The organism is uncultured Paraglaciecola sp. (assembly GCF_937123705.1).
Classification (GTDB): domain Bacteria; phylum Pseudomonadota; class Gammaproteobacteria; order Enterobacterales; family Alteromonadaceae; genus Paraglaciecola.
This window is the reverse complement of the sequence record NZ_CAKZKO010000143.1, coordinates 21213-46809: the sequence shown is the minus strand read 5'-3', so window position 1 is coordinate 46809 and position 25597 is coordinate 21213. Positions and strand designations below refer to the sequence as shown.

The 25597-nt window shown below is 42.7% G+C and carries 24 protein-coding genes; 8 read left to right on the top strand and 16 right to left on the bottom strand.

The annotated features are described in order from the left end of the window. A partial coding sequence (locus Q0688_RS20000; RefSeq protein ID WP_299081504.1) for a M14 metallopeptidase family protein occupies positions 1-1317 on the bottom strand: 1317 nt, incomplete at its 3' end. 143 nt (positions 1318-1460) lie between these two features. Here Q0688_RS20000 and nfuA point away from each other — a divergent pair. After that, a complete protein-coding gene (nfuA, locus tag Q0688_RS19995) occupies positions 1461-2039 on the top strand; it encodes a Fe-S biogenesis protein NfuA (protein WP_299081500.1) in 579 nt (192 codons plus the stop codon). 253 nt (positions 2040-2292) lie between these two features. On the opposite strand, the gene Q0688_RS19990 is transcribed toward nfuA, so the two are convergent. Further along, entirely contained in the window at positions 2293-3627 is a 1335-nt protein-coding gene (locus tag Q0688_RS19990) for an MATE family efflux transporter (protein ID WP_299081497.1), read from the bottom strand. Positions 3628-3677: 50 nt separating this feature from the next. On the opposite strand from Q0688_RS19990, the gene Q0688_RS19985 reads away from it, so the two are divergent. Next, positions 3678-4709, top strand: coding sequence for a polysaccharide deacetylase family protein (locus Q0688_RS19985; RefSeq protein ID WP_299081494.1), 1032 nt, complete (start codon positions 3678-3680; stop codon positions 4707-4709). Here Q0688_RS19985 and Q0688_RS19980 read toward each other — a convergent pair. From Q0688_RS19980 to Q0688_RS19955, 6 genes are read right to left on the bottom strand one after another with little or no spacing between them, the layout of a single operon-like run. Then, on the bottom strand, positions 4701-5318 hold the full coding sequence (locus Q0688_RS19980; RefSeq protein WP_299081491.1) for a GNAT family N-acetyltransferase: 618 nt from the start codon (positions 5316-5318) through the stop codon (positions 4701-4703). The two genes, Q0688_RS19985 and Q0688_RS19980, sit on opposite strands and share 9 nt — an antisense overlap. Positions 5319-5331: 13 nt before the next feature. After that, positions 5332-5967, bottom strand: coding sequence for an SCO family protein (locus Q0688_RS19975; RefSeq protein WP_299081488.1), 636 nt, complete (start codon positions 5965-5967; stop codon positions 5332-5334). Beyond that, positions 5964-6881, bottom strand: a complete 918-nt coding sequence (cyoE, locus tag Q0688_RS19970) for a heme o synthase (protein WP_299081484.1) — start codon at positions 6879-6881, stop codon at positions 5964-5966. Before cyoE ends, Q0688_RS19975 begins: the two co-directional genes overlap by 4 nt. 9 nt (positions 6882-6890) lie before the next feature. Beyond that, positions 6891-7868, bottom strand: coding sequence for a heme A synthase (locus Q0688_RS19965; protein ID WP_299081481.1), 978 nt, complete (start codon positions 7866-7868; stop codon positions 6891-6893). 11 nt (positions 7869-7879) lie between these two features. Further along, on the bottom strand, positions 7880-8446 hold the full coding sequence (locus Q0688_RS19960; RefSeq protein WP_299081478.1) for a hypothetical protein: 567 nt from the start codon (positions 8444-8446) through the stop codon (positions 7880-7882). After that, positions 8443-9165 carry an SURF1 family protein gene (locus Q0688_RS19955; RefSeq protein ID WP_299081476.1) on the bottom strand — a complete coding sequence of 241 codons (723 nt, stop codon included), beginning with the start codon at positions 9163-9165 and terminating at the stop codon, positions 8443-8445. The genes Q0688_RS19960 and Q0688_RS19955 overlap by 4 nt, the downstream gene beginning before the upstream one ends. 31 nt (positions 9166-9196) lie before the next feature. Between Q0688_RS19955 and Q0688_RS19950 the strand changes: the two genes are divergently transcribed. Continuing rightward, complete coding sequence (locus tag Q0688_RS19950) at positions 9197-9406, top strand: DUF2909 domain-containing protein (RefSeq protein ID WP_299081473.1); 210 nt, start codon at positions 9197-9199, stop codon at positions 9404-9406. Positions 9407-9474: 68 nt separating this feature from the next. Here the strand turns inward: Q0688_RS19950 and Q0688_RS19945 are convergent, their stop codons facing one another. From Q0688_RS19945 to lexA, 5 genes are all read right to left on the bottom strand, one after another. Further along, on the bottom strand, positions 9475-10356 hold the full coding sequence (locus tag Q0688_RS19945; RefSeq protein WP_299081470.1) for a cytochrome c oxidase subunit 3: 882 nt from the start codon (positions 10354-10356) through the stop codon (positions 9475-9477). Positions 10357-10373: 17 nt separating this feature from the next. Continuing rightward, positions 10374-10931: a cytochrome c oxidase assembly protein gene (locus Q0688_RS19940; RefSeq protein WP_299081467.1), complete on the bottom strand. Its 558-nt coding sequence runs from the start codon at positions 10929-10931 to the stop codon at positions 10374-10376. Positions 10932-10941: 10 nt separating this feature from the next. Then, complete coding sequence (gene ctaD, locus Q0688_RS19935) at positions 10942-12534, bottom strand: cytochrome c oxidase subunit I (RefSeq protein ID WP_299081464.1); 1593 nt, start codon at positions 12532-12534, stop codon at positions 10942-10944. Positions 12535-12546: 12 nt separating this feature from the next. Beyond that, the gene (gene coxB, locus Q0688_RS19930; RefSeq protein ID WP_299081507.1) at positions 12547-13656 is read right to left on the bottom strand and encodes a cytochrome c oxidase subunit II; all 1110 of its coding nucleotides are present in this window, start codon (positions 13654-13656) and stop codon (positions 12547-12549) included. A gap of 378 nt (positions 13657-14034) precedes the next feature. Continuing rightward, positions 14035-14658 (bottom strand): transcriptional repressor LexA, encoded by a 624-nt coding sequence (lexA, locus tag Q0688_RS19925; protein ID WP_299081461.1) that lies wholly within the window; start codon positions 14656-14658, stop codon positions 14035-14037. A gap of 180 nt (positions 14659-14838) precedes the next feature. Between lexA and plsB the strand changes: the two genes are divergently transcribed. The 4 genes from plsB to Q0688_RS19905 all read left to right on the top strand — a co-directional run bounded on the left by plsB (position 14839) and on the right by Q0688_RS19905 (position 20280). Further along, a complete protein-coding gene (gene plsB, locus Q0688_RS19920; RefSeq protein WP_299081458.1) occupies positions 14839-17274 on the top strand; it encodes a glycerol-3-phosphate 1-O-acyltransferase PlsB in 2436 nt (811 codons plus the stop codon). Positions 17275-17431: 157 nt separating this feature from the next. Then, a complete protein-coding gene (locus Q0688_RS19915; protein ID WP_299081456.1) occupies positions 17432-19423 on the top strand; it encodes a redoxin domain-containing protein in 1992 nt (663 codons plus the stop codon). Between the two features lie 89 nt (positions 19424-19512). Next, complete coding sequence (locus Q0688_RS19910) at positions 19513-19899, top strand: VOC family protein (RefSeq protein ID WP_299081453.1); 387 nt, start codon at positions 19513-19515, stop codon at positions 19897-19899. Positions 19900-19926: 27 nt separating this feature from the next. After that, positions 19927-20280, top strand: coding sequence for a DUF1428 domain-containing protein (locus Q0688_RS19905; protein WP_299081450.1), 354 nt, complete (start codon positions 19927-19929; stop codon positions 20278-20280). Positions 20281-20282: 2 nt separating this feature from the next. Here the strand turns inward: Q0688_RS19905 and Q0688_RS19900 are convergent, their stop codons facing one another. The 3 genes from Q0688_RS19900 to ilvD are packed head-to-tail and all read right to left on the bottom strand — an operon-like array spanning position 20283 to position 24618. Further along, positions 20283-21203 (bottom strand): glutaminase, encoded by a 921-nt coding sequence (locus Q0688_RS19900; RefSeq protein WP_299081447.1) that lies wholly within the window; start codon positions 21201-21203, stop codon positions 20283-20285. Positions 21204-21216: 13 nt separating this feature from the next. After that, positions 21217-22770 carry a threonine ammonia-lyase, biosynthetic gene (gene ilvA, locus Q0688_RS19895; protein WP_299081444.1) on the bottom strand — a complete coding sequence of 518 codons (1554 nt, stop codon included), beginning with the start codon at positions 22768-22770 and terminating at the stop codon, positions 21217-21219. Further along, on the bottom strand, positions 22771-24618 hold the full coding sequence (gene ilvD / locus Q0688_RS19890) for a dihydroxy-acid dehydratase (protein WP_299081442.1): 1848 nt from the start codon (positions 24616-24618) through the stop codon (positions 22771-22773). It abuts the gene before it with no gap. Between the two features lie 320 nt (positions 24619-24938). Between ilvD and Q0688_RS19885 the strand changes: the two genes are divergently transcribed. After that, positions 24939-25568 (top strand): trimeric intracellular cation channel family protein, encoded by a 630-nt coding sequence (locus Q0688_RS19885; RefSeq protein ID WP_299081439.1) that lies wholly within the window; start codon positions 24939-24941, stop codon positions 25566-25568. Positions 25569-25597: the final 29 nt, after the last annotated feature.

The following is a 25597-nucleotide window of genomic DNA, read 5'->3' as shown; positions in this document are numbered from 1 at the left end:
TAAAGGTACAAACATACTGTGTTTAGTATCAAATGTCTGCCCATCTACCTTGACTGCTTTGCTAAGGGGCCAATACTGGATTTGGTGAGCCGCTAATATTTCTAACATTTTTGAGAAGCGAGATTGATCCAATTTTTCATTTAATACATATCCAGCTAAATCGTCATCTGTAATTAGTTTTTGAGTTTGTTTAGCAAAATCTATTTGGTAATCAAGAATGGCTTGTTTGTTGGCTAAAGCCCCCTTGAAAGTTGAAAGAGAGGTGGTTACCTGATTTTGGATAGTGTCAGCAAACTTCAATTTACCGTGACTTGAGTCCTGCAAGTGCCCTCTACTGCTGGCTTGTTCAAACAAAATACCAATACTGCCATGGGCATCAGGGTAGGTAGAGCCTTTGCCATAATAGAAATCATCAAAACTCTCTTGGGTAAAATAAAGCTGCTTAGTTTCATCAAGTGCCGCAGCATGAAAATCCCCCAGAGCTGCGGTTAATTCGACGTTTTTTAAGGGGGTCCAAGGGTTTTTTCTAGAAGCGATACCCGGCTGAAAGAAGTAAGTGCTGTTAGTGCCCATTTCATGGAAGTCGGTTAACACATGAGGACGCCATTGATGAAATTGCGCAATCCTTGCTCGTGACTCAGGGTGAGTTAACAATAGCCAATCACGATTTAAGTCAAACCAATAATGGTTAGTGCGACCCGATGGCCAAGCTTGTTGGTGCTCTCTGTGATTTGGGTCAGAAACCAGATTTTTACCCTTATGCATATTAGCCCATTGTGCAAAACGCGATAGCCCATCGGGATTAACACTAGGGTCGAGCAAAATAATATTATCTTTGAGCAGTTGATTGACTAATTCACTTTCACCGGCCGCTAGGTAATATGCAATCAGAAGTGCGGCATTAGAGCCTGATGGTTCATCTCCATGTACGCTGTAACCCATCCATAAAACCAGAGGATCGTTTTTATCGGTAACTTTCCCTAAGTTTTTTATATGTTTGGCTTGAATATCAACTAAGTTTTGTTGATTCTCGACAGAGCTAAAAGCCAGTAAATAAAGAGGGCGATTCTCATGGGTTCGCCCCGTTTCTATCAGGCTAACGCGGTCAGATTGGGTAGCCAAAGTTTGCATATAGTTAGCCAGTTGATCGTGGCGTACATGCCACTCACCAACTGGAGCGCCTAATGCTTGTGTGGGTGTAGTTATACTACTGTTATACTCGGTACCCGCAGGTAAGTAGGCAGAGTCAACAACGGCTAGAGCCGATGTGTTAATACAGTAAAAACAGAAAATAAAAACTTGTAATAATTTGTTCAAGGTAGCCGTCCAGTCATACAGTAATTACCAAAATAGTCGCATGTTTTAGTCAAAATTAACATAACGAAAACTAATTACTTGAGTGTTTTAGTCAAGTAATTTTGGTATCATTCAAATAGACTTATTTTTGAGGTAGAAAGCACATGATCACCATTTCAGACACCGCTCAAGCACACTTTTGCAAGTTGTTAGCTAACCAAGAGCCAGATACCAATATTAGAGTATTTGTGGTGAGCCCTGGCACACCAAGTGCCGAATGCGGTGTGTCTTATTGCCCACCAGATGCAGTAGAAGGTTCAGACACTGTCCTAGAGTTCAATGGTTTTGATGCCGTGGTGGATTTAGAAAGTGCACCTTTTCTCGAAGAAGCCGAAATAGACTTTGTGACTGATCAAATGGGTTCGCAGCTGACATTAAAGGCACCTAATGCCAAGGCTCGTAAAGTTGACAGCGATGCACCTTTAGCCGAACGGGTTAGTTATATGATTGAAGCCGAAATCAATCCACAACTTGCCAGTCATGGTGGTAAAGTGATGCTAGTTGAGATCACCGAAGAGAAAGAAGCTGTGTTGCAGTTTGGTGGAGGTTGTAATGGTTGTGCTCAAGTCGATCTTACATTAAAAGAGGGCATCGAAAAACAAATGCTTGAGCAGTTTCCTGGAGAGTTAACAGCGGTACGAGATGCGACTGAACACCAAGCCGGCGATCATTCTTATTACTAAATATTGCCAACTTTTCAACTCAAGTGGGTTATTAATATTAACTGGTTACAACGCTTGGCCAACGAACCTAATAAGAGTTGGGCATTATTTAAACGTGGTTTAGGCCTATTTTGCCTAGGTGCGATCATCATATTAATAGGCACAAAGTTTGTGCCTATTATTCAAATTTCAGGTTTAATATTGTTAACTATAGGTAGCTTATATGCCTTTAGAGGCTACCTAGGCATTTTGGCGCACCGCTTGACGACTAGCTTTAAACCGCCACCTTCTCAGTTCGATAAAGATAAATAAAATAGCCTCCTAAGCTGATACCTCTAGCTAGTAGAAACAGCATCATAGCGCCCCATAACCCTAGGTTTTCATACGCTGATAATATCCACAAAGCAGGGAAGTAAATCACTAATCCACACAACAACATGCTATTCGCCATGGCTTTAGCTCGCGTTAACCCAACAAATACGCCATCAAAAAAGAAACACCAATGGGCAATAAGCGGCAAACAATATACAAATATTAAGTAGTCATTCATGGCGAGTTGAAGATCAGCTTGATTTGTTATTAGTACAATTATATCCCCCCCAGAAACAACAAAAACCATAGCGTAAATTACTGCAACTAGGGTCGACCACACCAATCCATGTAAGGTCACTTGAACAATTCCCTTTATATCTTTTTTGCCTTTTTGTTCGCCCACCAAAGCTTCAGCGGCGTAAGCAACCCCATCTAAACCAAGGGCAATTAATGTAAAAAACTGCATTAAGATAGCGTTAATGGCCGCCGCAGTTGATCCAAAACCTACACCTTTAAAAATAAGGAACGCAATACAAGCTTGCAATATCAAATTTCTAAGAAACGTGTGGCCGTTTAAGGAAAGTAGTGGCCGTATAAAACCCACTGAGAACCACTTTTTAAGTATGATGGGTTTGCCAATGATATGTAGTGCGGCGACTAAGCTCACTATAGCTATAAAATACTCTGCAAGCACACTCGCAAGCGCCACACCGAACACTTCTAAGCCTAACCCAAGTACCAACCATAGATTAAGCACTAGGTTTAGTAGGTTTGCCAGCACTTGAATAATCAAAACTTGTTTTGCTTTTTGCTGACCTATTAACCAGCCAATTAGCGCTAGATTGACTATTGCAGCAGGCGCCCCCCATATGCGTGTAGAAAAATACTCGGAAATGACCCCCTCAATAATGGGTGTGGCGTCGGCAAAATATAACCCTAAAGCGAGAATGCCATCTTGAGCTATCAATAAAATACAGCCCAAGGTAAATCCTATGACTAGCCCTTGAAACAAACTTTGATTAAGTTGTTCTTTGTCCTCACTACCCTTTGCTTGGGCACTAAGTCCAGTAGTGGTCATCCGTAAAAATCCACATAACCAATACAACTGAGAGATGATTATCGCAGCTACCGATGCGCCAGCCAGAAAATGTGCTCCTTGCATATGCCCCAACACCGCAGTATCAACAAGTCCCATCAAAGGCGTAGTGATATTGCTTAAAATCATCGGTATCGCAATGACAATTATTTTTTGGTGTAATCGATTTTGAAAAAAGTTTGGTAGAATATTGAATATCATCTATTTACGTTTTTATAAGGAATCAAATGAGGAAAAAAAGGTGCATTGATTTGTTGACCATAACATGTGCGCTATTTTGCTTAAACACTTGGGCAAAGGACAATGCAGTCATTTTGCTTTACCACCATGTTAGTCACGCGACGCCCACAGTTACCTCGGTATCTCCAGTGACTTTCCGCCAGCATATGCAATATTTGGCTGACAACCATCAAGTGCTCCCCTTAAAGGATGTTATCGACGCCCTACAAAACAAACAACCATTACCAGACAAAACCGTAGTTATTACCTTTGATGACGGCTATGAAAATATCTTTACAAATGCCCATCCTATTATTCAGGAGTTTTCATTTCCCTATACGGTATTTGTCAATCCACCCCTTATAGGAAATATGGCTAGTCAACTCGATTGGCATCAAGTCACTCAGATGGCAGCCGAAGGCGCTACCTTTGCCAATCATGGCAAACAACATCAGCACATGCTAGATACAAACGCCGAAGAGTCACAACAAGAGTGGCTTGACCGAGTCACGGATGATATTCAAGCAGCCGAAAAAATGCTGGCGCAACATATAGGCTATAGCCTTAAATATTTGGCTTTTCCATATGGAGAATTTGATAAATCACTAAAATTACATCTAAGATCACTAGGTTACATTGGATTTGCTCAGCATAGCGGTGCGATAGCCTCTTTTAGCGACTTCTCTGCTTTACCTCGTTTTCCGGCCGCAGGCGCCTATAGTGAAATGAATTCTTTACGAGTAAAATTAAGTAGCCTATCTATGCCAGTCAATGGGGTTGTTCCTGATGAACCAAAAATTAGATTACCTTTTTCTGATAAACAACTTAGATTAACGGTGAATTCTACAGACTTAATACCACGCCAGATTAACTGCTTTCAAAATGGTCAAACTCTTAGCAAGACCATTAATGGAAAAACCATCTACGTAGATATAAGCCCAATTACTCAACCCGGTAGACATAGAATAAATTGCACGGCCCCAAGCTTAGGTGAAAAAGATCGATTTTATTGGTTTTCTCAGCCTTTCTTTGCGCCAACAGCCGCAGGGGAATGGTTAGACTAATATTTTAGTTAAGTGAAAATGACAGCCTATGCCCAAAGATAGCATGCTGTCGCTAACCCTTGATTGACTTTCTATGCTAAATCCTTGAGCCATATAAAAGTCTAAAGCTTGGGAATTGCTACTGTCTACATCTAGGCTCAAAGCATGCTTACCCGCGATCATGGCTTGTTTTTGCATTAACTCTAACAGGGCACGTCCCACGCCTTGACGTTGAAATTTCTCATCTACAGCAAAATGCCCAATACACCATTCATGCTGTAGTGGTTTAGGAATGCAGTCTTGCATGGTAAGGCTCACTTGCACCACAGCCAATGCTTGTGCCATACCGTAAAAATCGATCAGTTTAGTTAAGGTGGCTTGATGGAAAGAATCAGCTAAGTCACTATGCCAAGCACTGACACAACCCAATAGGCAATCGTCTTTTTCAACCAGCCAGTGATTGGCATAACCATATTGGCCATCTGCGCTGGCCAGAGAAGCTTGTAGAAAATTAATCGCTGACAGCTTCTGATCTATGTCAAATGTGGCACTAAATGCAATAGGTGCAGAAGAGAAAACCAGTGGCGCTAAAATGGTAGCATCCTGTTGCTTGGCCTTTCTTATGTTCATCTAGGTACACAGTCTATTGCGATACAATCAGCGGCATATCGGCCAGTATTTTTTGCCCTTCACTAACAGGTAGTTCGCCTACAACAAACTCTGGTTTAAAACGCCCAATGACTAGAGCGTCTGGATTTACTATTACTACAGAAGAACTGTGATCAACCAAGTAATTCGGATTGTCTGTGCTTTCAGACATGGAGTACATCATGCCCATTGCCCGTACTAACGGGAATAACTGCCCATGTTCACCACTAACCGCTATAAACTCTGGGTCAAAAAAATTAATATATTCATTTAGCCGCTCTGGTGTATCACGTTTAGGATCAACCGATAACAACACCACTTGAATGGGAAAGTCGGATACAATTTTTTGTAGCTCTGGATATATGCTTTTTAACTCCGCCAGGGTAGTAGGGCAAATATCTGGGCAATAGGTATAGCCAACAAACACCAAGCTCCAATGTCCTTTTAAATCAGCAGGTGTAAATGTTTGATTATTGTGATCTACCAACCGAAAATCTGGTAAAGCTCTTGCTTGAGGATATAAACTCACATGTTGAGTTTTATCGGCCGCAGGTGGCGCTATGGTAATGGCAACTATCACGCCAACAATCAAAGCGATAAAGGCAATTAAGCCAGCTTGTAATTTATTCATAAGTAGAAGGGTAGGTAGTGGTCAACCAATAATACAACAAAGAGTACCATCAGATGAATAATTGAAAATTTAAAGGTTTGCATAGCCGTTTGCTCGGTCGCGGTAAATTTTAATTTCCAAGCATAATAAAGAAATCCACCATTAAGTATGGTTGATCCAAGCAAATATATTAACCCAGTCATACCAATTAGATAAGGCATTAAGCACACCACACAAAGTAACACTGTGTATAAAAGAATAGAGGTTTTGGTGAATTCAATACCGTGCGTAACCGGTAACATAGGTATTTCTGCTTTGGCGTAGTCTTTCTCACGATGAATGGCTAGAGCCCAAAAATGGGGAGGTGTCCAGATAAACACTATCAGTACTAGCAACAAAGCATGAGCGTGAATTTCCCCTGTAACAGCTGTCCAACCCAATAATGGTGGAATAGCGCCCGCCAAGCCACCAATCACAATATTTTGTGGTGTCGCGCGCTTTAAATACATGGTGTATACCACCGCATAGCCCAATAATCCGGCTAGAGTTAATACAGCGGTTAAGCGGTTAACCCACACTTCGAGTACCACATAACCCACAACAGTCAAAATAGCTGCAAAAATTAAAGCTTTTTCTGCACTGACCTTACCTTTGGCTACTGGGCGATTAAATGTACGTGCCATCTTGCTATCGATATTACGGTCAACCACATGATTGACCACCGCGGCGGCAGAAGACAAAAATCCAATACCCGTTAATCCTGCAATAAAAATTTGCCAACTAATCCAGGTATCACTAGCTAAACACATACCTACAACGGCAGTTAGTAATAGCAATAACACAACCTTAGGTTTAGTTAATTCGTAATAATCTTGGCAAGTAGTCCATAAATTAAATTGTTTGTTCGGTTGCTCTGCAGCCACGACCTTCCCCACCTTGTTCTCCTAAGTTTTTCGATACAGCGTATAACTAATGCAGATTAACACCAACATCAAACACGCTGCCACAGCGTTGTGCAGTACCGCAACAGCAATAGGTAAACTAAAGACTACATTACTAACACCTAACATAATTTGTACACCTAAAACCAAAATCATGATGACAGGCAACTTTTTCATCAAGTTTGAACTAGCCGCAGCGTACAATTTAATACCTAGCCAGCACAAATACAAAAAGGTAATCAAAGCACCCATTCTATGCATGATATGCATAGTCATACGTTCATCATAGTCATGAGTACCAAACTCGTAATTATCGGCCTCAGGAATACTAAAGGCACCCGAAAAGTCGAGGCGCTCAAGCCAATTTCCCTGGCATACAGGCAAATCTGTACAGGCTAAAGCAGCGTAATTTGCAGACGTCCAGCCTCCTAATGCAATTTGTACCGTTAGAACGATGACACCCAAAATCGCGTACTTTCCATATTGACGCATGTTTGCGTCACCACCTGGAATACGATAAGGGGTTAACCGTAAATATAATAAAAACAGGGCGGATAACACAGTAAATCCACCTAGCAAATGCCCCATCACAACGATTGGCAATAGATTAAGGGTGACTGTCCACATCCCCAATGCGCCTTGAAAGCACACTAAAAAAACTAAAAATAAAGGAAGTTTTATTGGCTTGTTATAAGATTTACTAAAAAAACTATTAATAAAAATTACTAATATTAAAAAGCCTAAGCCACTAGCAAAATAGCGATGGATCATTTCGTTCCACGCTTTATGCTCTTCAAAAGGGCGATCGGGGAAGGCCTGCTGGTTAAGCTCAATATTTTCTGTGGTCTTTGAAAAACTAATATGACCATAACAACCAGGCCAATCTGGGCAACCTAAACCAGCATCAGTCAAACGGGTATAAGCACCAAGCACAATCACAACCATTGCTAATATTATGCTTAACAGCACGAGCTTCTTCATTTGGGTTTCCTTTAGCCGATACGTGACAGTTTAAGCACCTTACGCATATCCGCTAAAATATCACGGCTATGCAGGATGGCTTGTTCCTGATCGATGAACAAAGGATAACGTAAAATCACATTATCAAGGGTATCAGCGATGAAAATAGCATTGGTACTATTACCTTTAAACACCTGCTGTAGGCTTTTTAGATCAGTTATTAGTAAACGGACCTGTGGATTTTTTTGAAGTAAAACTAGCTGGCTAGCATTACTTTTTTCATGAGCTATCACCACTACCTCAGCTCTGTCACTTTCTTTACCAAGTGCACTATGTATTTGTACCACGCTATAAAGTGCATTTTCACATTCAAGGGAACAGGATTCTGGCAAGATGTATAAAAACTTCCATTTTGGCTCCGGTTTAGTGGTGTTTAGAACGCCCATATCTATCGGTGGAGATAACAATTCCCCCTTATTAGTTGCAGCTTGATTAAACCAGCCGTTGTCTAACGCCAATTTAGCCAGTAATACAGGAAGGATAAAAACCGCCGCCAACAGTAGCATCATTGTTTTGTTATTTTTTTTAGTTGTACTCAATTGTTGTTCCTTTTTAACTTATTTCTTTGGGCGATGACAAAAACCGCTAACGCAGCCAGCCCCAACAAATACCATTGTACTGCATATGCTAAATGTTTTTCTGGTGCCATAACAACTGGCTGCCAATCTCTTACAAAATTCAATTCTTGTTGTGCATTTAGCCTTACCACAAAAGGTAAAACCTGTTGTTGATAATGTTGCTGAATCACTTCTAGGTCAATTTGCTGCAAAATTTTGGGCCATTTGCCATCAAGTAACGCTGTTTCTTTTATCATGGCATTGTGCAGTGGCAAGGATACTATCCCTGCGTAGGGTATTCTTGCATCGTTAAGCTCAATGCGAGGCAAAATATCCCTGCTATTAGTAGCGGCTACCCAGCCAAAGTTAGCCATGACCGTCCCTGCATCGGTTTGAATAGGCACTAACACTTGATAACCCACCCGACCTTTGTAAATTTTATTGTCCAGTAAAAAATAACGCTCTGAAACTGCAACTCCTTCAAAATTAACCGGCATATCTAACATCTCGCTGATACTACTGCCAAGCACTTGATGCAAATCAATTTGCTCAGCATTGGCAGCGAGCTCAATAGCTAGGAGTCGCTGCGTTTTTTGTTCGGCCCGTTGCAGTTGCCAATTACCTAAGGCAAACATAATGACAACACTCACAAAAGTGATTAAGGTAGCCACAAAAGGTAAACGTGATAAAAAAGTCCACATAACAGTTCAGTATGTCTTTAGGAGTTCATAGATGTTAATCAAATTACTTGTCGGGGGGTTACTATTATTTATGGTAGTTAATTTATTTAAAGCCATGATGATTATGCTCAAAGACGATCCCAATGCGCCACCCATGAGCAAGTTTATTGGTCGCAGGGTGATGACATCGGCTATTATTGTGGTCCTGATACTACTAGCCGTAGCAACTGGGCTTATTACCCCAAATCCCACACCACATTAATCGCCATCACAACAAAAATACAAAAGCCGCTGCAATTCAGCGGCTTTTATTGCTCATTTAATACCTAGCTAAAAGATATATACAACGGCAAATAAGATAACCCACACCACATCTACAAAATGCCAATACCAACTTGCGGCCATAAAGGCAAAATGATTGTCTGGAGTAAAATGCCCTTTCATAATTCTAAGTAACATGATGAATAAAATAATTGCACCTAAAGTTACATGGAATCCGTGAAACCCCGTTAGAAGAAAGAAGGTATTACCGTAAACGCCTGACTCTAAGGTTAAATTCATTTCTGTATATGCATGGATATATTCTTCAACCTGCATCACCATAAAGATTGCGCCCAATAACACAGTCAAACCAAGCATTAACTTGAGTTTTCCGCGATTTTCTTGCTCAAGAGCGACATGGGCGAAGTGACAAGTAACCGATGAGGTCAGTAATAAAACGGTGTTAATGAGGGGTAATCCAGTCCAAGGCATCGCTTCTGTAGTTGTGCCCCCAGGTGTTTCAACCAAAGGCCAGATAGCTTCGAATGCTGGCCATAAAATTTCGCCTGTCATATCATTGTTTGACGCACCACCTAACCAAGGGACAGAAATAAATCTTGCATAAAATAATGCCCCAAAGAAAGCCCCAAAGAACATCACCTCAGAAAATATAAACCATGACATACCTTGACGATAAGAACGCCCTAGTTGCGTGCTGTACATGCCGCTCATTGACTCTTCTATTTGGTCTTTAAACCAACCAAATAACATCACAAATAACACCACAAAGCCTGCTATTAAAATATAAGAGCCGTAACCTTCCTTATCTCGGGTGCTTTCAATAACAAAATTACCTGCTCCAACGGCTAATAAAAATAGCGCAACAGCTCCTACAAATGGCCAAGGGCTCTCTGCGGGAACATAGTATTTTTCGTATTCTTTTTCTGACATTGTGTTCTCCTCTATTCTCAATTCATGGCCACTACATCAGACGATGCGGTGACGTTGTAAAGAGTATATTGCACAGTAAAATAAGTAATATCTTTAGGTAGTTGTGGGTCGACATAAAACTTCATTGGCATCAACACCTCTTCTCCCGCTAGTAGTTTTTGTTGTTCAAAACAAAAACATTCGGTTTTGTTCATATATAACGCCGCTGGGCCAGGGGATACTGATGGCACAGCTTGACCCACAATTGCGGTTTTGGCTGGATTTTTCACATAAAAATTAACTTGCTCAAGCTGCCCAGGATGCACTTTGACTCGGCGCGTTTCGGCTCTAAACTCCCAAGGCATACCGGTATTAATTCGAGTAATAAAGTCCACCGTTACTAAACGGCTTTCATCTACTTCAACGGTTTGATAAACAGCCGCAGTATCGGCGGTCTTCCCATTAATACCTAATGCATCACAAAGCACGTCATAAAGCGGTACTAAGGCAAAGCCGAATCCAAACATAGCAACAACGATGACTAATAACTTAGCCACCATTTTGTTGTTTTTGTTTTCTACCTTCGAATTTTCCATGGTCTAGCTTTTACTTAACCTCAGGAGGTGTTTCAAAACTATGGTACGGCGCAGGTGATGGGATTTCCCATTCTAAACCTTCGGCTCCTTCCCATACTTGGTCAGAAACCGGTTCACCTTGTTTCTTACAGGCTTTGATTAATAGAGCCAAGAAAATCAACTGCGATAAACCAAATGCAAAGCCTCCAATACTGATCCATTTATTAAAATCAGCAAATTGCAAAGCGTAATCTGGAATACGACGTGGCATACCCGCTAAACCAACGAAGTGCATAGGGAAGAACAATACGTTGACCGACACTAATGAACACCAGAAATGCCATTTTGCTAAGCCAATATGGAACATCTTTCCGGTCCATTTAGGTAACCAGTAATATACTGCCGCCATAATGGAGAAGATCGCCCCTGTTACTAAAACATAGTGGAAGTGTGCAACCACAAAATAGGTGTCGTGGTATTGGAAATCTACCGGCACTATGGCCAACATCAAGCCTGACAACCCACCAATGGTGAATAACACAATAAAGGCCAGAGCAAATAACATGGGCACTTCAAACGTCATAGAGCCGCGCCACATAGTGGCTACCCAGTTAAACACTTTTACCCCAGTGGGAACGGATATCAGCATAGTGGCAAACATAAAGAACAGCTCTGCCGCGACCGGCATACCCGTTGTAAACATATGGTGCGCCCAAACGATAAACGACAACAAGGCAATAGAAGCTGTGGCGTAAACCATAGAAGCATAACCAAACAACGGCTTACGTGCGAAGGTAGGTACAATTTGCGAGATAATACCAAAGGCTGGCAAAATCATGATGTACACCTCTGGATGCCCGAAGAACCAGAAAATATGCTGGAACATTACCGGGTCGCCACCACCGGCGGCATCAAAGAAAGTGGTACCAAAGAATTTATCGGTTAATACCATAGTCACCGCACCTGCCAGCACTGGCATAACGGCAATTAACAAAAACGCTGTAATTAACCAAGTCCATACAAATAATGGCATTTTCATCCAGGTCATGCCCGGTGCACGCATATTGAAAATGGTCACTATCACGTTAATCGCACCCATGATAGATGAAGCACCCATAATATGAACAGCAAATACAAATAGTGCGGTGCCGTCGTTACTGTATGTGGTAGAAAGCGGGGCATAGAAAGTCCAACCAAAGGCTGGGCCGCCACCTTCCATCAGTAGCGAAGATAAAAGAATCGCAAAAGCAAAAGGTAAAATCCAAAAGCTCCAGTTATTCATTCTAGGCAAGGCCATATCTGGCGCACCTATCATCATAGGCACTAACCAGTTAGCCAAGCCCGTAAAGGCTGGCATAACCGCACCAAATACCATGATCAAGCCATGCACTGTGGTCATTTGATTAAAGAAGTGAGGATCGACTATTTGTAGTCCCGGCTGAAATAATTCAGCGCGGATCACCATAGCCATGGCACCGCCAGTTAAAAACATAATAAAAGCAAACCATAGATATAGGGTACCTATATCTTTATGGTTAGTGGTATAAAGCCAACGTTTTATACCCGTTGGAATATGATGCTCGTGGTGATCATCATGATGCGTATCGATAGTGGTTTCTGTCATGGTCACCTACTCCTATTGTCCGTTAATGGCTGAATTGATGTCTTTGGCTTGTACTAAGTCGCCAGTATTGTTACCCCACGCATTACGCTCATAGGTCACCACTGCAGCAATTTCAGACATTGTTAATTGTTTTGCGTAAGCTTGCATGGCCGTGCCTGCTACACCATTGATTATTACATCTATGTGTTTAGGCTGGTCGGCTGTTGCAATTTGACTGCCTTTTAGAGCAGGGAACACACCCTGTAAGCCTTCACCGTTTGGCATATGGCAAGCTGCGCAATTAGCATTGTAAACTTTTTCGCCCAGACTCATTGCTTCGTCCATAGTCATGTTCATCGCCAGCAATCTTTGTTCTTCTGCCTTGGCTTTTTGCTGAATGGCTTCTTGTTCTGCAATCCACTTAGCGTAGTCAGCAGGCGCTTTTGCAATCACAACAACAGGCATAAACCCATGATCTTTTCCGCATAGCTCAGCACATTGACCACGATACACACCTGGCTCATTGACCATAGTCCAAGCATCATTAATAAAGCCTGGGTTAGCATCTTGTTTTACTGCAAAGTCTGGTACCCACCAAGCATGGATAACATCATCAGAGGTAATTAGGAAACGTACTTTTTTGCCCGTAGGAATAACTAAAGGGCGGTCAACTTCTAGTAAGTAGTTTTCACCTTTAGGTAACTTTCCAGAAATTTGCTCCGCTTGTGTGGCCATTTTTGAATAATATTCAATGTCATTATCCATATATTTGTAGTGCCACTTCCACTGCGAACCGGTCACCAATACGGTTACATCGGGTTCACTCGCATCTTCCATATCGATTAACAAATTCATGGCAGGTATTGCCATAACAATCAAAATAATAAAAGGAATAACAGTCCAAGCAATCTCAACCCCCACATGCTCGTGGAAATTGGCAGGTTTAACTCCTCTAGACTTTCGATGAAAATACATAGAGATAAACATCGCGATAAACACACCTGCACCTATCACTACGCAAATAATAAACATCAACATATGCATGTCGTAAACACCAGCACTGATGTCAGTCACGCCTTTAGTCATGTTTAATTGGTATTGCTCAATTTGATGCTTCGTTTCAGCAAATACCGGCGCTGTCATCAATGCAGATAACATGGCTCCAGCCTTAAACAAAATTCTCTTCACATGGCACCTCGTATACGTCAAACGTATTTCTTATTATTCACTGAAACATAAATTACCAAGACAGTATTCACAACCATCAAAGTTAAAATTTAGTTAATTTATTATTAATTTTACTACTGGGATGTTAATGCTCGCTCATTTAGTAGCATCTAGTCTAGCTTTTTTGTTTAACTTAACGACAACAGGCTACTTTTTATACACTTTGAGCTGTTTATTTTCAAATATCAATGAGATATGAACGAAAACAACGATTAATTGAAGAAAAATATAAGAAACGGATAAGGCATGAAGAAGGCGCACAACCATAAATTGTGCGCCACATATAAAATAAAACTACATCCAATCGGCATTACGAATAACGCCCACAGCAATGCCTTCAATATTAAATGGTTGGGTCGCAAGATCGACTTTAATGGGAGAATACTCTTCGTTCTCAGCATGCAATAACACCTGCCTGCCTTTTTTCTCGAGTCGCTTTACCGTGACATCTTCATCTACCCTAGCAACAACAACCTGACCGTTGTGTACATCAGTGGTGCGATGCACCGCCAACAGGTCTCCGTCCAAAATACCGATATCTTTCATGCTCATACCATTTACCCTAAGCAAGAAATCAGCACTGGGTTTAAACAAGCTAGGGTCCACTTGATAATGCCCCTCTATATGCTCTTGAGCCAGAATAGGTTCACCTGCGGCTACTTGGCCAATCAAAGGTAACCCTTGTTCTTCGAGTTGATCTTCAAGGGAAGCGTTTAATTTAATACCACGGGAAGTGCCGGGTAAAATTTCAATGACCCCTTTACGGGCTAACGCCTTTAAATGCTCTTCTGCAGCATTAGCAGATTTAAAACCTAATTCTCGGGCAATTTCGGCCCGAGTGGGAGGCATACCTGTGTTCAACATAGTATCTTTAATGAGTTGTAATACTTCTTCTTGTCGTGCAGTTAGTGGACGCATAAACAGCCTGTTTTTCTATACAGTTGGTGTGAGTATATACAGTTATAACTAAATCTCAAATTTGTTTTAGCTGCCAAGAGCAACTTAATATAGGTAAGTGCAATAACCTCTATCAACAGTAAACGGTATTGGATCTCTGTGGTATCCTTCGCGCGTTTTAATTTTTGAGAGCAAAAAAGTATGTTGTGGCTGCATAAATTGCGATTAGCAATGGTGACGGTACCGCTAAAATGGTTGGTAAAAGTAAATAGCATCCCAAGCGATCTTGAGTCTGAGCTGGGCATAGACAAAACCCGCCCTATTGTATATTTGTTACGTACTCGTTCGGTGACAGATCAAATAGTCCTTAAAATGTCTGCAGTCTCTTTGGGCTTGCCTAAGCCTACACTTAACTTAACCTTTGATGGCCAGCGGCATTCTTCGTGTTTGTTTTTACAAAAACCTCGCTCGGTGCTAAGCAGCAAAATCAAAAGCACTTCGATACAAGAGGATGCAGCAAAACTCTTTAGTTTACACCGAGAAAACCCCGACCTAGATATTCAAATTGTGCCCGTTTCTATACTTTGGGGCAGATCGCCCAACAAAAACTCTTCGGGTTGGTCAGACATCATCGCCAATCAGGTGTCACCTAGCTGGTTGCGTAAGTTTTTTATTGTGCTGTTTTTAGGCAGAGACAATTTTGTGTGTTACAGCAAAGCGGTATCTTCACGCAAGATGATCGATTTAAAAGGCAGTGATGAAGAGATCGCCCATAAACTCATTCGGGTTGCAGGCACGCACTTTTATCGTCGCCAACAAACACTCACTGGTCCAAATATTCTGGAACGCCATCAATTGTACAATGGCGTTTTGGGAGCAAAGTCTGTACGAAAAAGCATTATTGAAGAGGCGAGAAGTAAACAATTAACTCATCAACAAGCCAAACAACGAGCAAAAAAGTATGTTGATGAAATAGCCGCAGATTATCGCCCAGGGCTGATCAGAATAGCCGAAAAAATGCTCACCAAAGTGTGGAATAAAGTGTATAACGGCCTCGAAATTAGACATGCAGACAAGGTCAGAGCATTAGCACAAAATGGTCACGAAATTATCTATGTGCCTTGCCACCGTAGCCACATGGATTATTTATTACTCACCTACGTGATTTATCACGAAGGACTAGTGACTCCCCATATAGCCGCAGGCATTAACCTTAATTTTCGCCCTGTGGGGGGCATTTTACGTAAAGCAGGCGCGTTTTATTTACGCCGCAGTTTTGCTGGCAACAAACTTTATACCTCGGTATTTCGTGAATACTTAGAATTGTTATTTAATAAAGGTTATTCGGTAAAATATTTCCCAGAAGGTGGCCGCAGCCGAACCGGACGTTTATTACCACCTAAAACCGGTATGTTAGCCATGACATTACAGGCATTAGTCAAAGGCATTAATCGCCCTGTGAGCATAGTGCCGGTTTATATTGGTTACGAACACGTAATGGAAGTTTCCAGTTACCTCAAAGAACTAAATGGTACAGGTAAGAAAAAAGAGTCCTTCTTTCAGATTTTCTCGGCGATTAAAAAACTTAAAAATTATGGCTACGGCTTTTTGAATTTTGGTGAGCCCATCAACTTAACCAATTTTTTGGATCAACAACAACCCAATTGGCGAGATGAGCAAGACAACAATAGCGATAAAAAGCCACAATGGCTGACACCGGTTGTAAACACCCTTGCAACAGACGTGATGAGTCGAATAAACCAAGCCGCAGCAGTAAGTGGTATGGCAATTTGCGCCATGTGTTTATTGTCAGCCAAAAAACATGCAATGACTCAATCTGAACTTGAACAAGCTATTGATCATTTTCTAGAATTGCTACGAGACACCCCGTACAGCGAGCTTGCCACGCTACCTAATATATCCGGTAAAAAACTTCTCGAAAACACCCTCAGACTCAATAAATTTAATGTCTCTGAAGACAGTTTTGGCAAGATTATTTCACTCAAAAATCAAAGTGCAGTGGCGCTTACTTACTACCGCAATAATATTCTGCACTTATTTGCTCTACCCGGCCTAATAGCAGCTATAGTGTTCGTCCATAAAGGCTCAACAAAACAGCAAATATTGCATTTGGTCGCTAAACTTTATCCCTTATTAAAACGTGAATTGTTTATGTATATGAGCGCAGAACAAGCCGCTGAATATACAGAGTCTTTAATCACCAAAATGTTAGAGATGGGATTACTCGAAACCAGTAAAAACAACATTCAACCACCATCGGCCAACAGCCCTGCATTTTATTCCGCTTGGCTACTGAATCGCAGTATTCAAGAAACCCTACATCGATATGCCCTAGTGCTCACCTTGTTATCAAAACAAGAGCAAGTCAGCCGCAATGAGCTTGAACAAAAAAGCGCCCAGTTTGCCGAAAGGTTAGCCGCACTACATGGCATCAGCTCGCCAGAGTTTTTCGACAAAAAAGTGCTATCCACCTTTATCAATGCCTTGAAAGAAAGTCACTTAATAGATGCAGATGACAATGGCCAACTACGCCACACCGAGCAGAGTGTTGAACTAAAAACCGATGTAATAGGCCTAATCGCCCCAGAAATAGCCCAAAGGTTACAGCAGATTTAAAACCAATACTCAGACTGTTTTTTCATTCAGATACAGTTACTTAAATGAAACCTAGCATTTTAGGGTATGGATTCAGAAATAATAAATCGGTGTATTGAGTCGAGTAGCTGGATCGTCTATTCTTTGCGCAGATAAATAATTTCTCTAGGAATTTTAGATGCGCCTGATGACTTTGACTGTGTTGTTCTTTATGTACATTACCAGTGGGTTTGCTTTGGCAGATCGGGTCGACAATTTTCGTTTGCTCGATCAAGATCATTCTGCCCATGAGCTTTATTATCACAAAGATGCCAAGGCAGTGGTGCTTATGGTGACCATGAACGGTTGTCCAATTGTACGTAACCTGTTGCCAGACCTGCGAGAGATTCGTGCGCAGTTCGGTGATGATGTCGAGTTCAAACTCATCAATTCAAGCCTGCAGGATACATACAAGAGTATTCGTCAAGAAGCCATTGAATTTGCTGTCGACTTTCCAATTTTGGTTGACGATACACAGTTGATTGGAGAAGCGCTGCAACTGGACCGAAGCGGTGAAGTATTAGTGATCGACACCCGCGACTGGCGCGTGGTTTACCGAGGGCCTGTGAATGATCGTGTGGGTTATGAAACACAACGCAGTGATGCCAAAGAGCACTATCTTGCAGATGCCCTTGCCGCTGTTGTTGCTGGAAAACCGGTTCCCAAACCCAAACGCCAAGCGCTTGGCTGCATTATTAACTTTCCAGAGCGTGAACAACAAAAAACACATGCTCAAATCAGCTATAAAGATACCATTGCCCCTATCCTAAAAGAACGTTGCGTAGCCTGTCATGTACCTAATGGCATAGGTCCTTGGGCAATGACTAGCTATGAAATGATAAAAGGCTTTTCGCCAATGATCCGTGAAGTCGTTCGCACTCGGCGCATGCCTCCTTGGGAAGTCGACACCAGTTTGCCCAAAATTCACAATGCGCGAGGATTAACGTTACAAGAACGTAAAACACTGGTGCATTGGATAGAAGCGGGCTCGCCACGTGGTGATGGCGAAGATCCATTATTGGCCGTAAAACCCTTCGATAACCAAGTATGGCCCTTAGGCGAACCAGATTTAATTGTTGAATCGCCAGCGTTTACAGTGCCTGCCACTGGTATTGTTGAGTATCAATTCCCCGCTATTAACAACCCACTGGATCGTGATGTGTGGGTGCGGGCTGTCAGTATTCAGCCGGGCGAAACTAAAGTGGTTCACCATGTACTCATTGGTACCAGCGAACAAGATATACCCGCAGGCAATCAACGTTTGGATGCCGTATTTAACAATTACCTAATGGGATACGCACCAGGAGCTGAGTCTTATGTCTATCCACAGGGAACGGGCGTATTGGTCAAAGCAGGGGGGCAAATTCATTTGCAAATGCATTACACCGCTTATGGACGTGAGGTGACTGACGTATCAAAGGTGGCGTTGTATTTTCATCATGAGGTACCCACTTATCGTCTTCGTCAGCAAGTGATAGTGGGATTTGATTTGCAGATCCCTCCGGGAAAGGCTCGTCATGAAGAGCGTGGCTATTTTGAGTTTGACCAACCCGCCATTATTTATAGCCTGTTCCCCCACGCGCACTTTCGAGGCATCGAAACCCGATTTGACATACATCTGCCTAACGGCACCATTGAGCCATTACTACATGTACCGCGCTATGATTTTAATTGGCAGCATAGCTATTCGCTGGCTAAGCCTCTAAAAGTGCCCGCAGGAGCGCGATTGGTGCATACTAGTGTGTATGACAACAGCGCTGCAAATCCTTCGAACCCCGACTCAGCACGTGAGGTGCCATGGGGGCTGCAATCCCATGACGAAATGTTGTATGGCGGATTCTATTTCCGCTGGGAGAATGGCACGGCACAAAACCCTGTCCACGATGAAATGAACTTCCAGATTGCACAGTTTTACGGCGCACTTGATGACAATTTCAATGGCACTTTGGCACCTGATGAAATGCCTAGATCATTGCGCAGGGCTTTTGAAGCCGGTCAATTGGCTGCATTTGATAAAAATAAAGATGATGCCTTAAGCCCACAAGAATATCGCGCTTTTACAGAGTATCGCATGGCTCAAAGTGCCAAGCGCCCTGCGGCTGAAGAAGCGTCAACGACAAGCGACGAATAAGCGGATTGACGCGTATAAAGAGTAATTTCAAGCTAACTTAAACATACGGCTAAGCAACAGATAATCTAGCCATAACTGGAGATATAATCATGAATCAAAACCCTGTCACTTGGTTTGAAATTTACGTTAATGATATGCCAAGAGCAAAAACGTTTTATGAAAGGGTCTTGCAGAAAACCTTAGAAACACTCAAAGATCCAACGGACTCTGATGAGAATATAGAAATGCAATCATTCCCCTCAAACATGGAAGAATATGGCGCGTCAGGGGCCTTAGTAAAAATGGCGGGATTCCCAGCTGGCGGTAATAGCACACTGGTATATTTTGCTTGTGAAGACTGCGCAGTTGAGGAGTCACGTGTAGTCCCAGCCGGTGGTGCAATTCAACAAAGTAAAATGTCTATCGGTGAATTCGGCTATGTGTCACTGATAGTGGATACCGAAGGCAATATGATTGGTTTGCATTCACAAACCTAACCCATCATTTAAGTCGAAGGAAATAACATGAATTATATAGACGGGTTTGTCACAGCCGTACCCAATAAAAATAAAACCGAATATATTAAACATGCGAATGTTGCGTCTCTGATATTTAAGCAACACGGCGCATTAAAGTTAGTGGAATGCTGGGGAGACGACCTACCCGAAGGTAAGTTAACATCCTTTCCTATGGCAGTTAAATGCAAAAAAGACGAATCAGTAGTGCTTTCATGGATTGTTTGGCCTTCAAAAGACGTGCGTAACTCAGGGATGGAAAAAGTCATGAGCGATCCACGTATGGACTCGCTTATGGACCCAATGCCTTTTGATGGCAGTCGCATGATATATGGCGGTTTTCAGATGATGGTTGATACATAAATTTACTGCCCAAATACCGACCAACCAGTTTTTTCAGTGAGTAATTCTAACGCCTCTGTGCCAAGTTTACTGTTGCCAATAGTATCCAAACCTGGAGACCATACAGCAATAGACGCATTTCCAGGGGCAATGGCGAGTATGCCTCCACCTACGCCGCTTTTACCTGGCAAGCCAACACGAAAAGCAAATTCACCAGAACCATCATAGTGACCACACATTAACATCAAAGAATTAATACGTTTTGCTCTGTCTGGTGACACAACGCTATAGCCTGTGTTGTGGTTGATACCATTATTGGCTAAAAATAACCCAGCAGTAGCAAGCTGCATTGTATTCATCGCGATAGAGCAATGATGGAAGTAGGTTCCCAATACCGCGTTTACTGGATTTTCAAAGTGACCAAATGATGCCATGAAATGTGCCAAAGATGCATTCCTATCGCCGGTTAGCTCTTCAGATCGAGCTACTTTTTCGTCTATCGCGATACTGTTGTCATTGGCTAAATAGCGCATAAATTGAAGGATTTCAGCCAAGGTTTCTTTAGGCTCATGCCCTTGAATAATGGCATCAGCGATAGCGATGGCCCCAGCGTTAATAAAAGGATTTCGTGGTTTTCCTAATTCATGTTCAAGCTGAACAATCGAATTGAAAGGGTCGCCTGAAGGTTCTCGGCCAACTCGGTTCCATACGTGTTCACCCATTTTGCCTAAAGCTAAAGTTAATGTAAAAACTTTTGAAATACTCTGTATCGAGAATAAAGTTGTGGCGCAGCCGGCACTATAAACCGAGCCATCGGCTAACGCGACACTAATTGAAAATTGCTTAGGATCAACACATGCTAATTGAGGAATATAACTAGCCACAGTGCCTTTGTCAGTTTTTGCAGCCATCTGCGCTGCAATTTCATCGACTATTTTTTGCATCTTTAGCATGCGCCTATTTTTCAAACACACCGTTTAAGTCCGACAAGAAAAACTTGTAGGCTGGATTATCAGTTTGCTCTTGATATAAATAACCTAGCTCGGTTAGGTGTTTATCAAATTCCCTGCGATCCCCGTCGGCAATATCAAACCCCGCTAACACCAAACCATCAGCGGCACCATGATTACGATAGTGGAATAGGGTGATATTCCAGCGTTCGCCTAATGTATCTAAAAACTTCATTAGCGCACCTGGATGTTCTGGAAATTCAAATGAAAATAACTTTTCGTTGAGTAGGCTAGGGGGTCTGCCGCCTACCATATAACGTACGTGTAACTTGGCCATTTCGTTTTCGGATAAATCAAAACTTTGGAAACCATTACTGTCGAGTGACTGAGAAAGTTGCGCTAACTCTTCGCGGCCTTCTCTTAATTTTATCCCCACAAAAATATGGGCTTCTTTGTCGCTGGAATAGCGGTAATTAAACTCGGTAATAACCCGTCCGCCCAACAGCTGACAAAATGCCCTAAAAGCCCCTTTCCGTTCAGGAATTTTTACTGCAATTACCGCTTCTTTTTGCTCGCCTAATTCACAGCGCTCAGACACATAACGTAAAGTATGAAAATTAATATTGGCACCACATAATACCCCGGCAATTTTTTTGCCTTGCATGGGATGGGTTTTTAGATATTTATGAATGCCTGCTACCGACAAGGCCCCAGCGGGCTCGGCAATCACCCGGGTATCGTCGAAAATATCTTTAATAGCCGCACAAATTTCATCGGTATTAACGGTAATGACGTCATCTACATATTGCTGGCATAAGCGAAACGGCTCGGCGCCAATAATTTTAACCGCTACGCCATCGGCAAAAATACCCACATGATCAAGTGGCACTGGCTTACCGGCTTGCATCGCTGCTTGCAGGCAAGCTGATTCATCGGACTCCACAGCGATAATTTTTATCTCGGGTTTAAGCTGTTTAAGAAACACCGCAATGCCCGATATCAAACCACCACCCCCTACAGCGATAAACAAGGTGTCTAAATCGGGATTTTGTTCCAGTAACTCACGGGCTATAGTGCCTTGGCCAGCAATAACATCCTCGTCATCAAAAGGCGCAACCATAGTGTAACCGTGCTCTTTTGACAGGCGTAAGGCTTCATCTTTTGCTTGGTCGAAACTGCTGCCATGCAACACCACCTTGACAAATTCGCCGCCAAATTCACGTACTGCTTCAACCTTGATATCCGGCGCAGTATCAGGCATCACTATTGTGGCTTGTATACCTTTTTTTCTCGCCGAATACGCCACGCCTTGGGCGTGATTACCTGCCGAAGATGCCACCACACCTTTGGCCAATTGCACCTTAGATAATTGGCAAAGTTTGTTATAGGCGCCGCGCAATTTAAAAGACTTAACCGGTTGCTGATCTTCCCGTTTTAGCCAAATGTCGTTCCCTAAAGACGCGGATAACTTTTCTAACTTTTGTAGATCAGAATTCACCGCCACATCATAAACTGGCGCTAACAATATGTTCTTTAGATAATCATTGGCTGAACGGGTCATTTAGTCTTCCAATTTTGATGCATCACGCACCGCACCTTTGTCAGCACTGGTGGCTAATAAGGCATAAGCTTTAAGGGCAAGTGAGACTTTACGCACCCGAGATACGGGTTTCCATGGTTTATCACTGGCATCCATCTGCACGCGGCGTTGTTGCAATACATCTGCACTGATATCGATGTCGATTTTACGCTCTGGAATATCGATAAGGATAGTGTCACCCTCTTCTACCAAACCAATACCGCCACCGCTGGCTGCCTCTGGCGCACAGTGACCAATAGACAAGCCTGAGGTGCCACCTGAAAAACGCCCATCGGTGATCAGCGCACACTCCTTGCCTAAACCTTTAGCTTTAAGGTAAGTAGTGGGATACAACATTTCTTGCATACCCGGCCCACCTTTAGGGCCTTCATAACGAATAATCACTACATCGCCAGCAACAACTTTATCAGCCAAAATAGCTTCTACGGCGGTGTCTTGGCTTTCAAAAATGCGCGCTCGGCCGGTAAATTTGTGAATCGATTCATCCACCCCAGCGGTTTTAACAATACAGCCATTCTCGGCGATATTTCCAAACAATACCGCTAGGCCACCTTCTTCACTAAAGGCATTAGCACGGCTACGAATACAGCCGTTTTCTCTATCGGTATCTGCTGTTGGGTAGCGGCAATTTTGACTAAAGGCTTGAGTGGTGCGAATACCCGCAGGCCCAGCTTTATAAAACTCTAGGGCTTTTTCATTGGCAGGATTGGTGATATCCCACTCGGCAATCACTTCACCTATGTTTTTACCTAGTACATGGGGCGAGTCGGCATGGAGTAAACCCGCGCGGTTTAACTCAGCTAAAATACCCAATACACCACCAGCACGGTGTACATCTTCCATATGATATTCAGGGGTAGAGGGCGCCACTTTGCATAAATGCGGCACCTTGCGAGATAACCTATCAATATCCTCCAAAGTGAATGGAATTTCTCCTTCCACCGCGGCCGCCATTAAGTGCAGGATAGTATTAGTTGAGCCACCCATAGCAATATCTAAGGTCATGGCGTTTTCAAAAGCTTTAAAGTTGGCAATATTACGGGGTAACACCGACTCGTCATTTTGCTGATAATAACGGCGGCACAGCTCTACTATTTGGGTGCCCGCTTGTTTAAACAAGCCTTCACGATCGGCGTGGGTAGCCAGCATCGAACCATTGCCCGGTAACGACAAACCTAAGGCTTCGGTTAAGCAGTTCATAGAATTGGCAGTAAACATACCCGAACACGAGCCACAAGTAGGACAAGCTGAGCGTTCGACTTGTTCGCTTTCCTGATCGCTGACATTGTCGTCTACTCCGGCCACCATGGCATCCACTAGATCTAACTTGATAAGTTGATCAGACAGTTTAGTTTTGCCTGCTTCCATAGGCCCGCCCGAGACAAAAATAACCGGTACGTTTAAGCGCATTGAAGCCATCAACATGCCTGGGGTGATCTTATCGCAGTTAGAGATACACACTATGGCGTCGGCGCAGTGGGCATTCACCATATACTCCACTGAATCGGCAATGATTTCCCGCGACGGCAAGCTATACAACATACCGCTATGGCCCATAGCAATGCCATCATCTACCGCAATTGTATTAAACTCTTTCGCCACACCACCCGCAGCCTCAATACTACGCGCCACCAACTGCCCCATGTCTTTTAGATGCACGTGTCCCGGTACAAACTGGGTAAAGGAATTTGACACCGCAATAATAGGCTTACCAAAGTCCCCATCTTTCATGCCAGTGGCACGCCAAAGGGCCCGAGCGCCCGCCATATTGCGGCCTTGGGTGCTGGTAGCTGATCGTAACTTCGGCATAGTTTGCTCTCTTTATGTCATTGTCTAAATTGCTGATTGGCTGTAAAGGCGAATTGCCGATAACATGAAAACCTCGAACCTGGTTGTAGAAATTAGGGTCATTTCGTGCTCCCACTATTTCCTGCAACAAATCAATGAAGCTTAACTCGGTATGTTGTCACTGCACAAAAAAGAATAGCGCATTGCAAGTTTTTATTTATCATCACTGGATATAGAAATATCATGAAGCAGATATTTTGATCAAGTATTGCTATATGCCTTTTTGGCGCGATATATACCCAGAAAAATAGAATATTAAACACACATAATTCGGAGAGTTAATGGAAACTTGGTTACATTGGGTAGATTTGGCAGGGGTAGCAGTATTTGCCATTGCGGGAACCTTGATGGCCTATAAAAAACACATGGATGGTTTTGGTGTGGTGGTATTGGCGTCGGTGACAGCAATTGGCGGCGGCACTCTGCGGGATATGATTTTAGACTTACCAGTCTTTTGGGTACAAGATCCTAGCTTCTTTTATGTCATTATTCTTGCGGCTTTTAGTACAATTATTTGGTTACGCACTCGTAATACCTTTCCTTTAAAATACTTACTCTTTGCCGATGCCATTGGCTTGGCATTTTTTAATGTAATGGGGTTACAAAAGGCCCTAACTTACGGTGCCTCTCCACTCATAGCCATTGCATTAGGTACCATGACTGGTGTATTTGGAGGCCTAATTAGAGATGTCATTTGCCGTGAGATTCCCTTAGTGCTAAAAGGTGAGTTATATGCCACAGCCTGTGTGCTAGGCGGTGTTGCATATATGTTGTGTCTATATCTTAACCTTAGCACGGCAATATCAATGTTAAGTGGTTTCGGCATTACCTTAACTTGTCGCTTATGCGCTATGAAATGGCATTGGCATTTACCGGTTTTTAACCCTCACGATCCCGTTAAGGATGAATGACCCATATAAAAATCAGGCACTTAGGCCGC

Excerpts from the sequence above, each read along its gene's own strand:
- nfuA (WP_299081500.1), top strand. The coding sequence starts at position 1,461 with ATGATCACCATTTCAGACACCGCTCAAGCACACTTTTGCAAGTTGTTA.
- Q0688_RS19990 (WP_299081497.1), bottom strand. The coding sequence starts at position 3,627 with ATGATATTCAATATTCTACCAAACTTTTTTCAAAATCGATTACACCAA.
- Q0688_RS19980 (WP_299081491.1), bottom strand. The coding sequence starts at position 5,318 with ATGAACATAAGAAAGGCCAAGCAACAGGATGCTACCATTTTAGCGCCA.
- Q0688_RS19975 (WP_299081488.1), bottom strand. The coding sequence starts at position 5,967 with ATGAATAAATTACAAGCTGGCTTAATTGCCTTTATCGCTTTGATTGTT.
- Q0688_RS19965 (WP_299081481.1), bottom strand. The coding sequence starts at position 7,868 with ATGAAGAAGCTCGTGCTGTTAAGCATAATATTAGCAATGGTTGTGATT.
- Q0688_RS19955 (WP_299081476.1), bottom strand. The coding sequence starts at position 9,165 with ATGTGGACTTTTTTATCACGTTTACCTTTTGTGGCTACCTTAATCACT.
- Q0688_RS19950 (WP_299081473.1), top strand. The coding sequence starts at position 9,197 with ATGTTAATCAAATTACTTGTCGGGGGGTTACTATTATTTATGGTAGTT.
- Q0688_RS19945 (WP_299081470.1), bottom strand. The coding sequence starts at position 10,356 with ATGTCAGAAAAAGAATACGAAAAATACTATGTTCCCGCAGAGAGCCCT.
- Q0688_RS19940 (WP_299081467.1), bottom strand. The coding sequence starts at position 10,931 with ATGGAAAATTCGAAGGTAGAAAACAAAAACAACAAAATGGTGGCTAAG.
- ctaD (WP_299081464.1), bottom strand. The coding sequence starts at position 12,534 with ATGACAGAAACCACTATCGATACGCATCATGATGATCACCACGAGCAT.
- coxB (WP_299081507.1), bottom strand. The coding sequence starts at position 13,656 with ATGACAGCGCCGGTATTTGCTGAAACGAAGCATCAAATTGAGCAATAC.
- lexA (WP_299081461.1), bottom strand. The coding sequence starts at position 14,658 with ATGCGTCCACTAACTGCACGACAAGAAGAAGTATTACAACTCATTAAA.
- plsB (WP_299081458.1), top strand. The coding sequence starts at position 14,839 with ATGTTGTGGCTGCATAAATTGCGATTAGCAATGGTGACGGTACCGCTA.
- Q0688_RS19915 (WP_299081456.1), top strand. The coding sequence starts at position 17,432 with ATGCGCCTGATGACTTTGACTGTGTTGTTCTTTATGTACATTACCAGT.
- Q0688_RS19910 (WP_299081453.1), top strand. The coding sequence starts at position 19,513 with ATGAATCAAAACCCTGTCACTTGGTTTGAAATTTACGTTAATGATATG.
- Q0688_RS19905 (WP_299081450.1), top strand. The coding sequence starts at position 19,927 with ATGAATTATATAGACGGGTTTGTCACAGCCGTACCCAATAAAAATAAA.
- Q0688_RS19900 (WP_299081447.1), bottom strand. The coding sequence starts at position 21,203 with ATGCAAAAAATAGTCGATGAAATTGCAGCGCAGATGGCTGCAAAAACT.
- ilvA (WP_299081444.1), bottom strand. The coding sequence starts at position 22,770 with ATGACCCGTTCAGCCAATGATTATCTAAAGAACATATTGTTAGCGCCA.
- ilvD (WP_299081442.1), bottom strand. The coding sequence starts at position 24,618 with ATGCCGAAGTTACGATCAGCTACCAGCACCCAAGGCCGCAATATGGCG.
- Q0688_RS19885 (WP_299081439.1), top strand. The coding sequence starts at position 24,939 with ATGGAAACTTGGTTACATTGGGTAGATTTGGCAGGGGTAGCAGTATTT.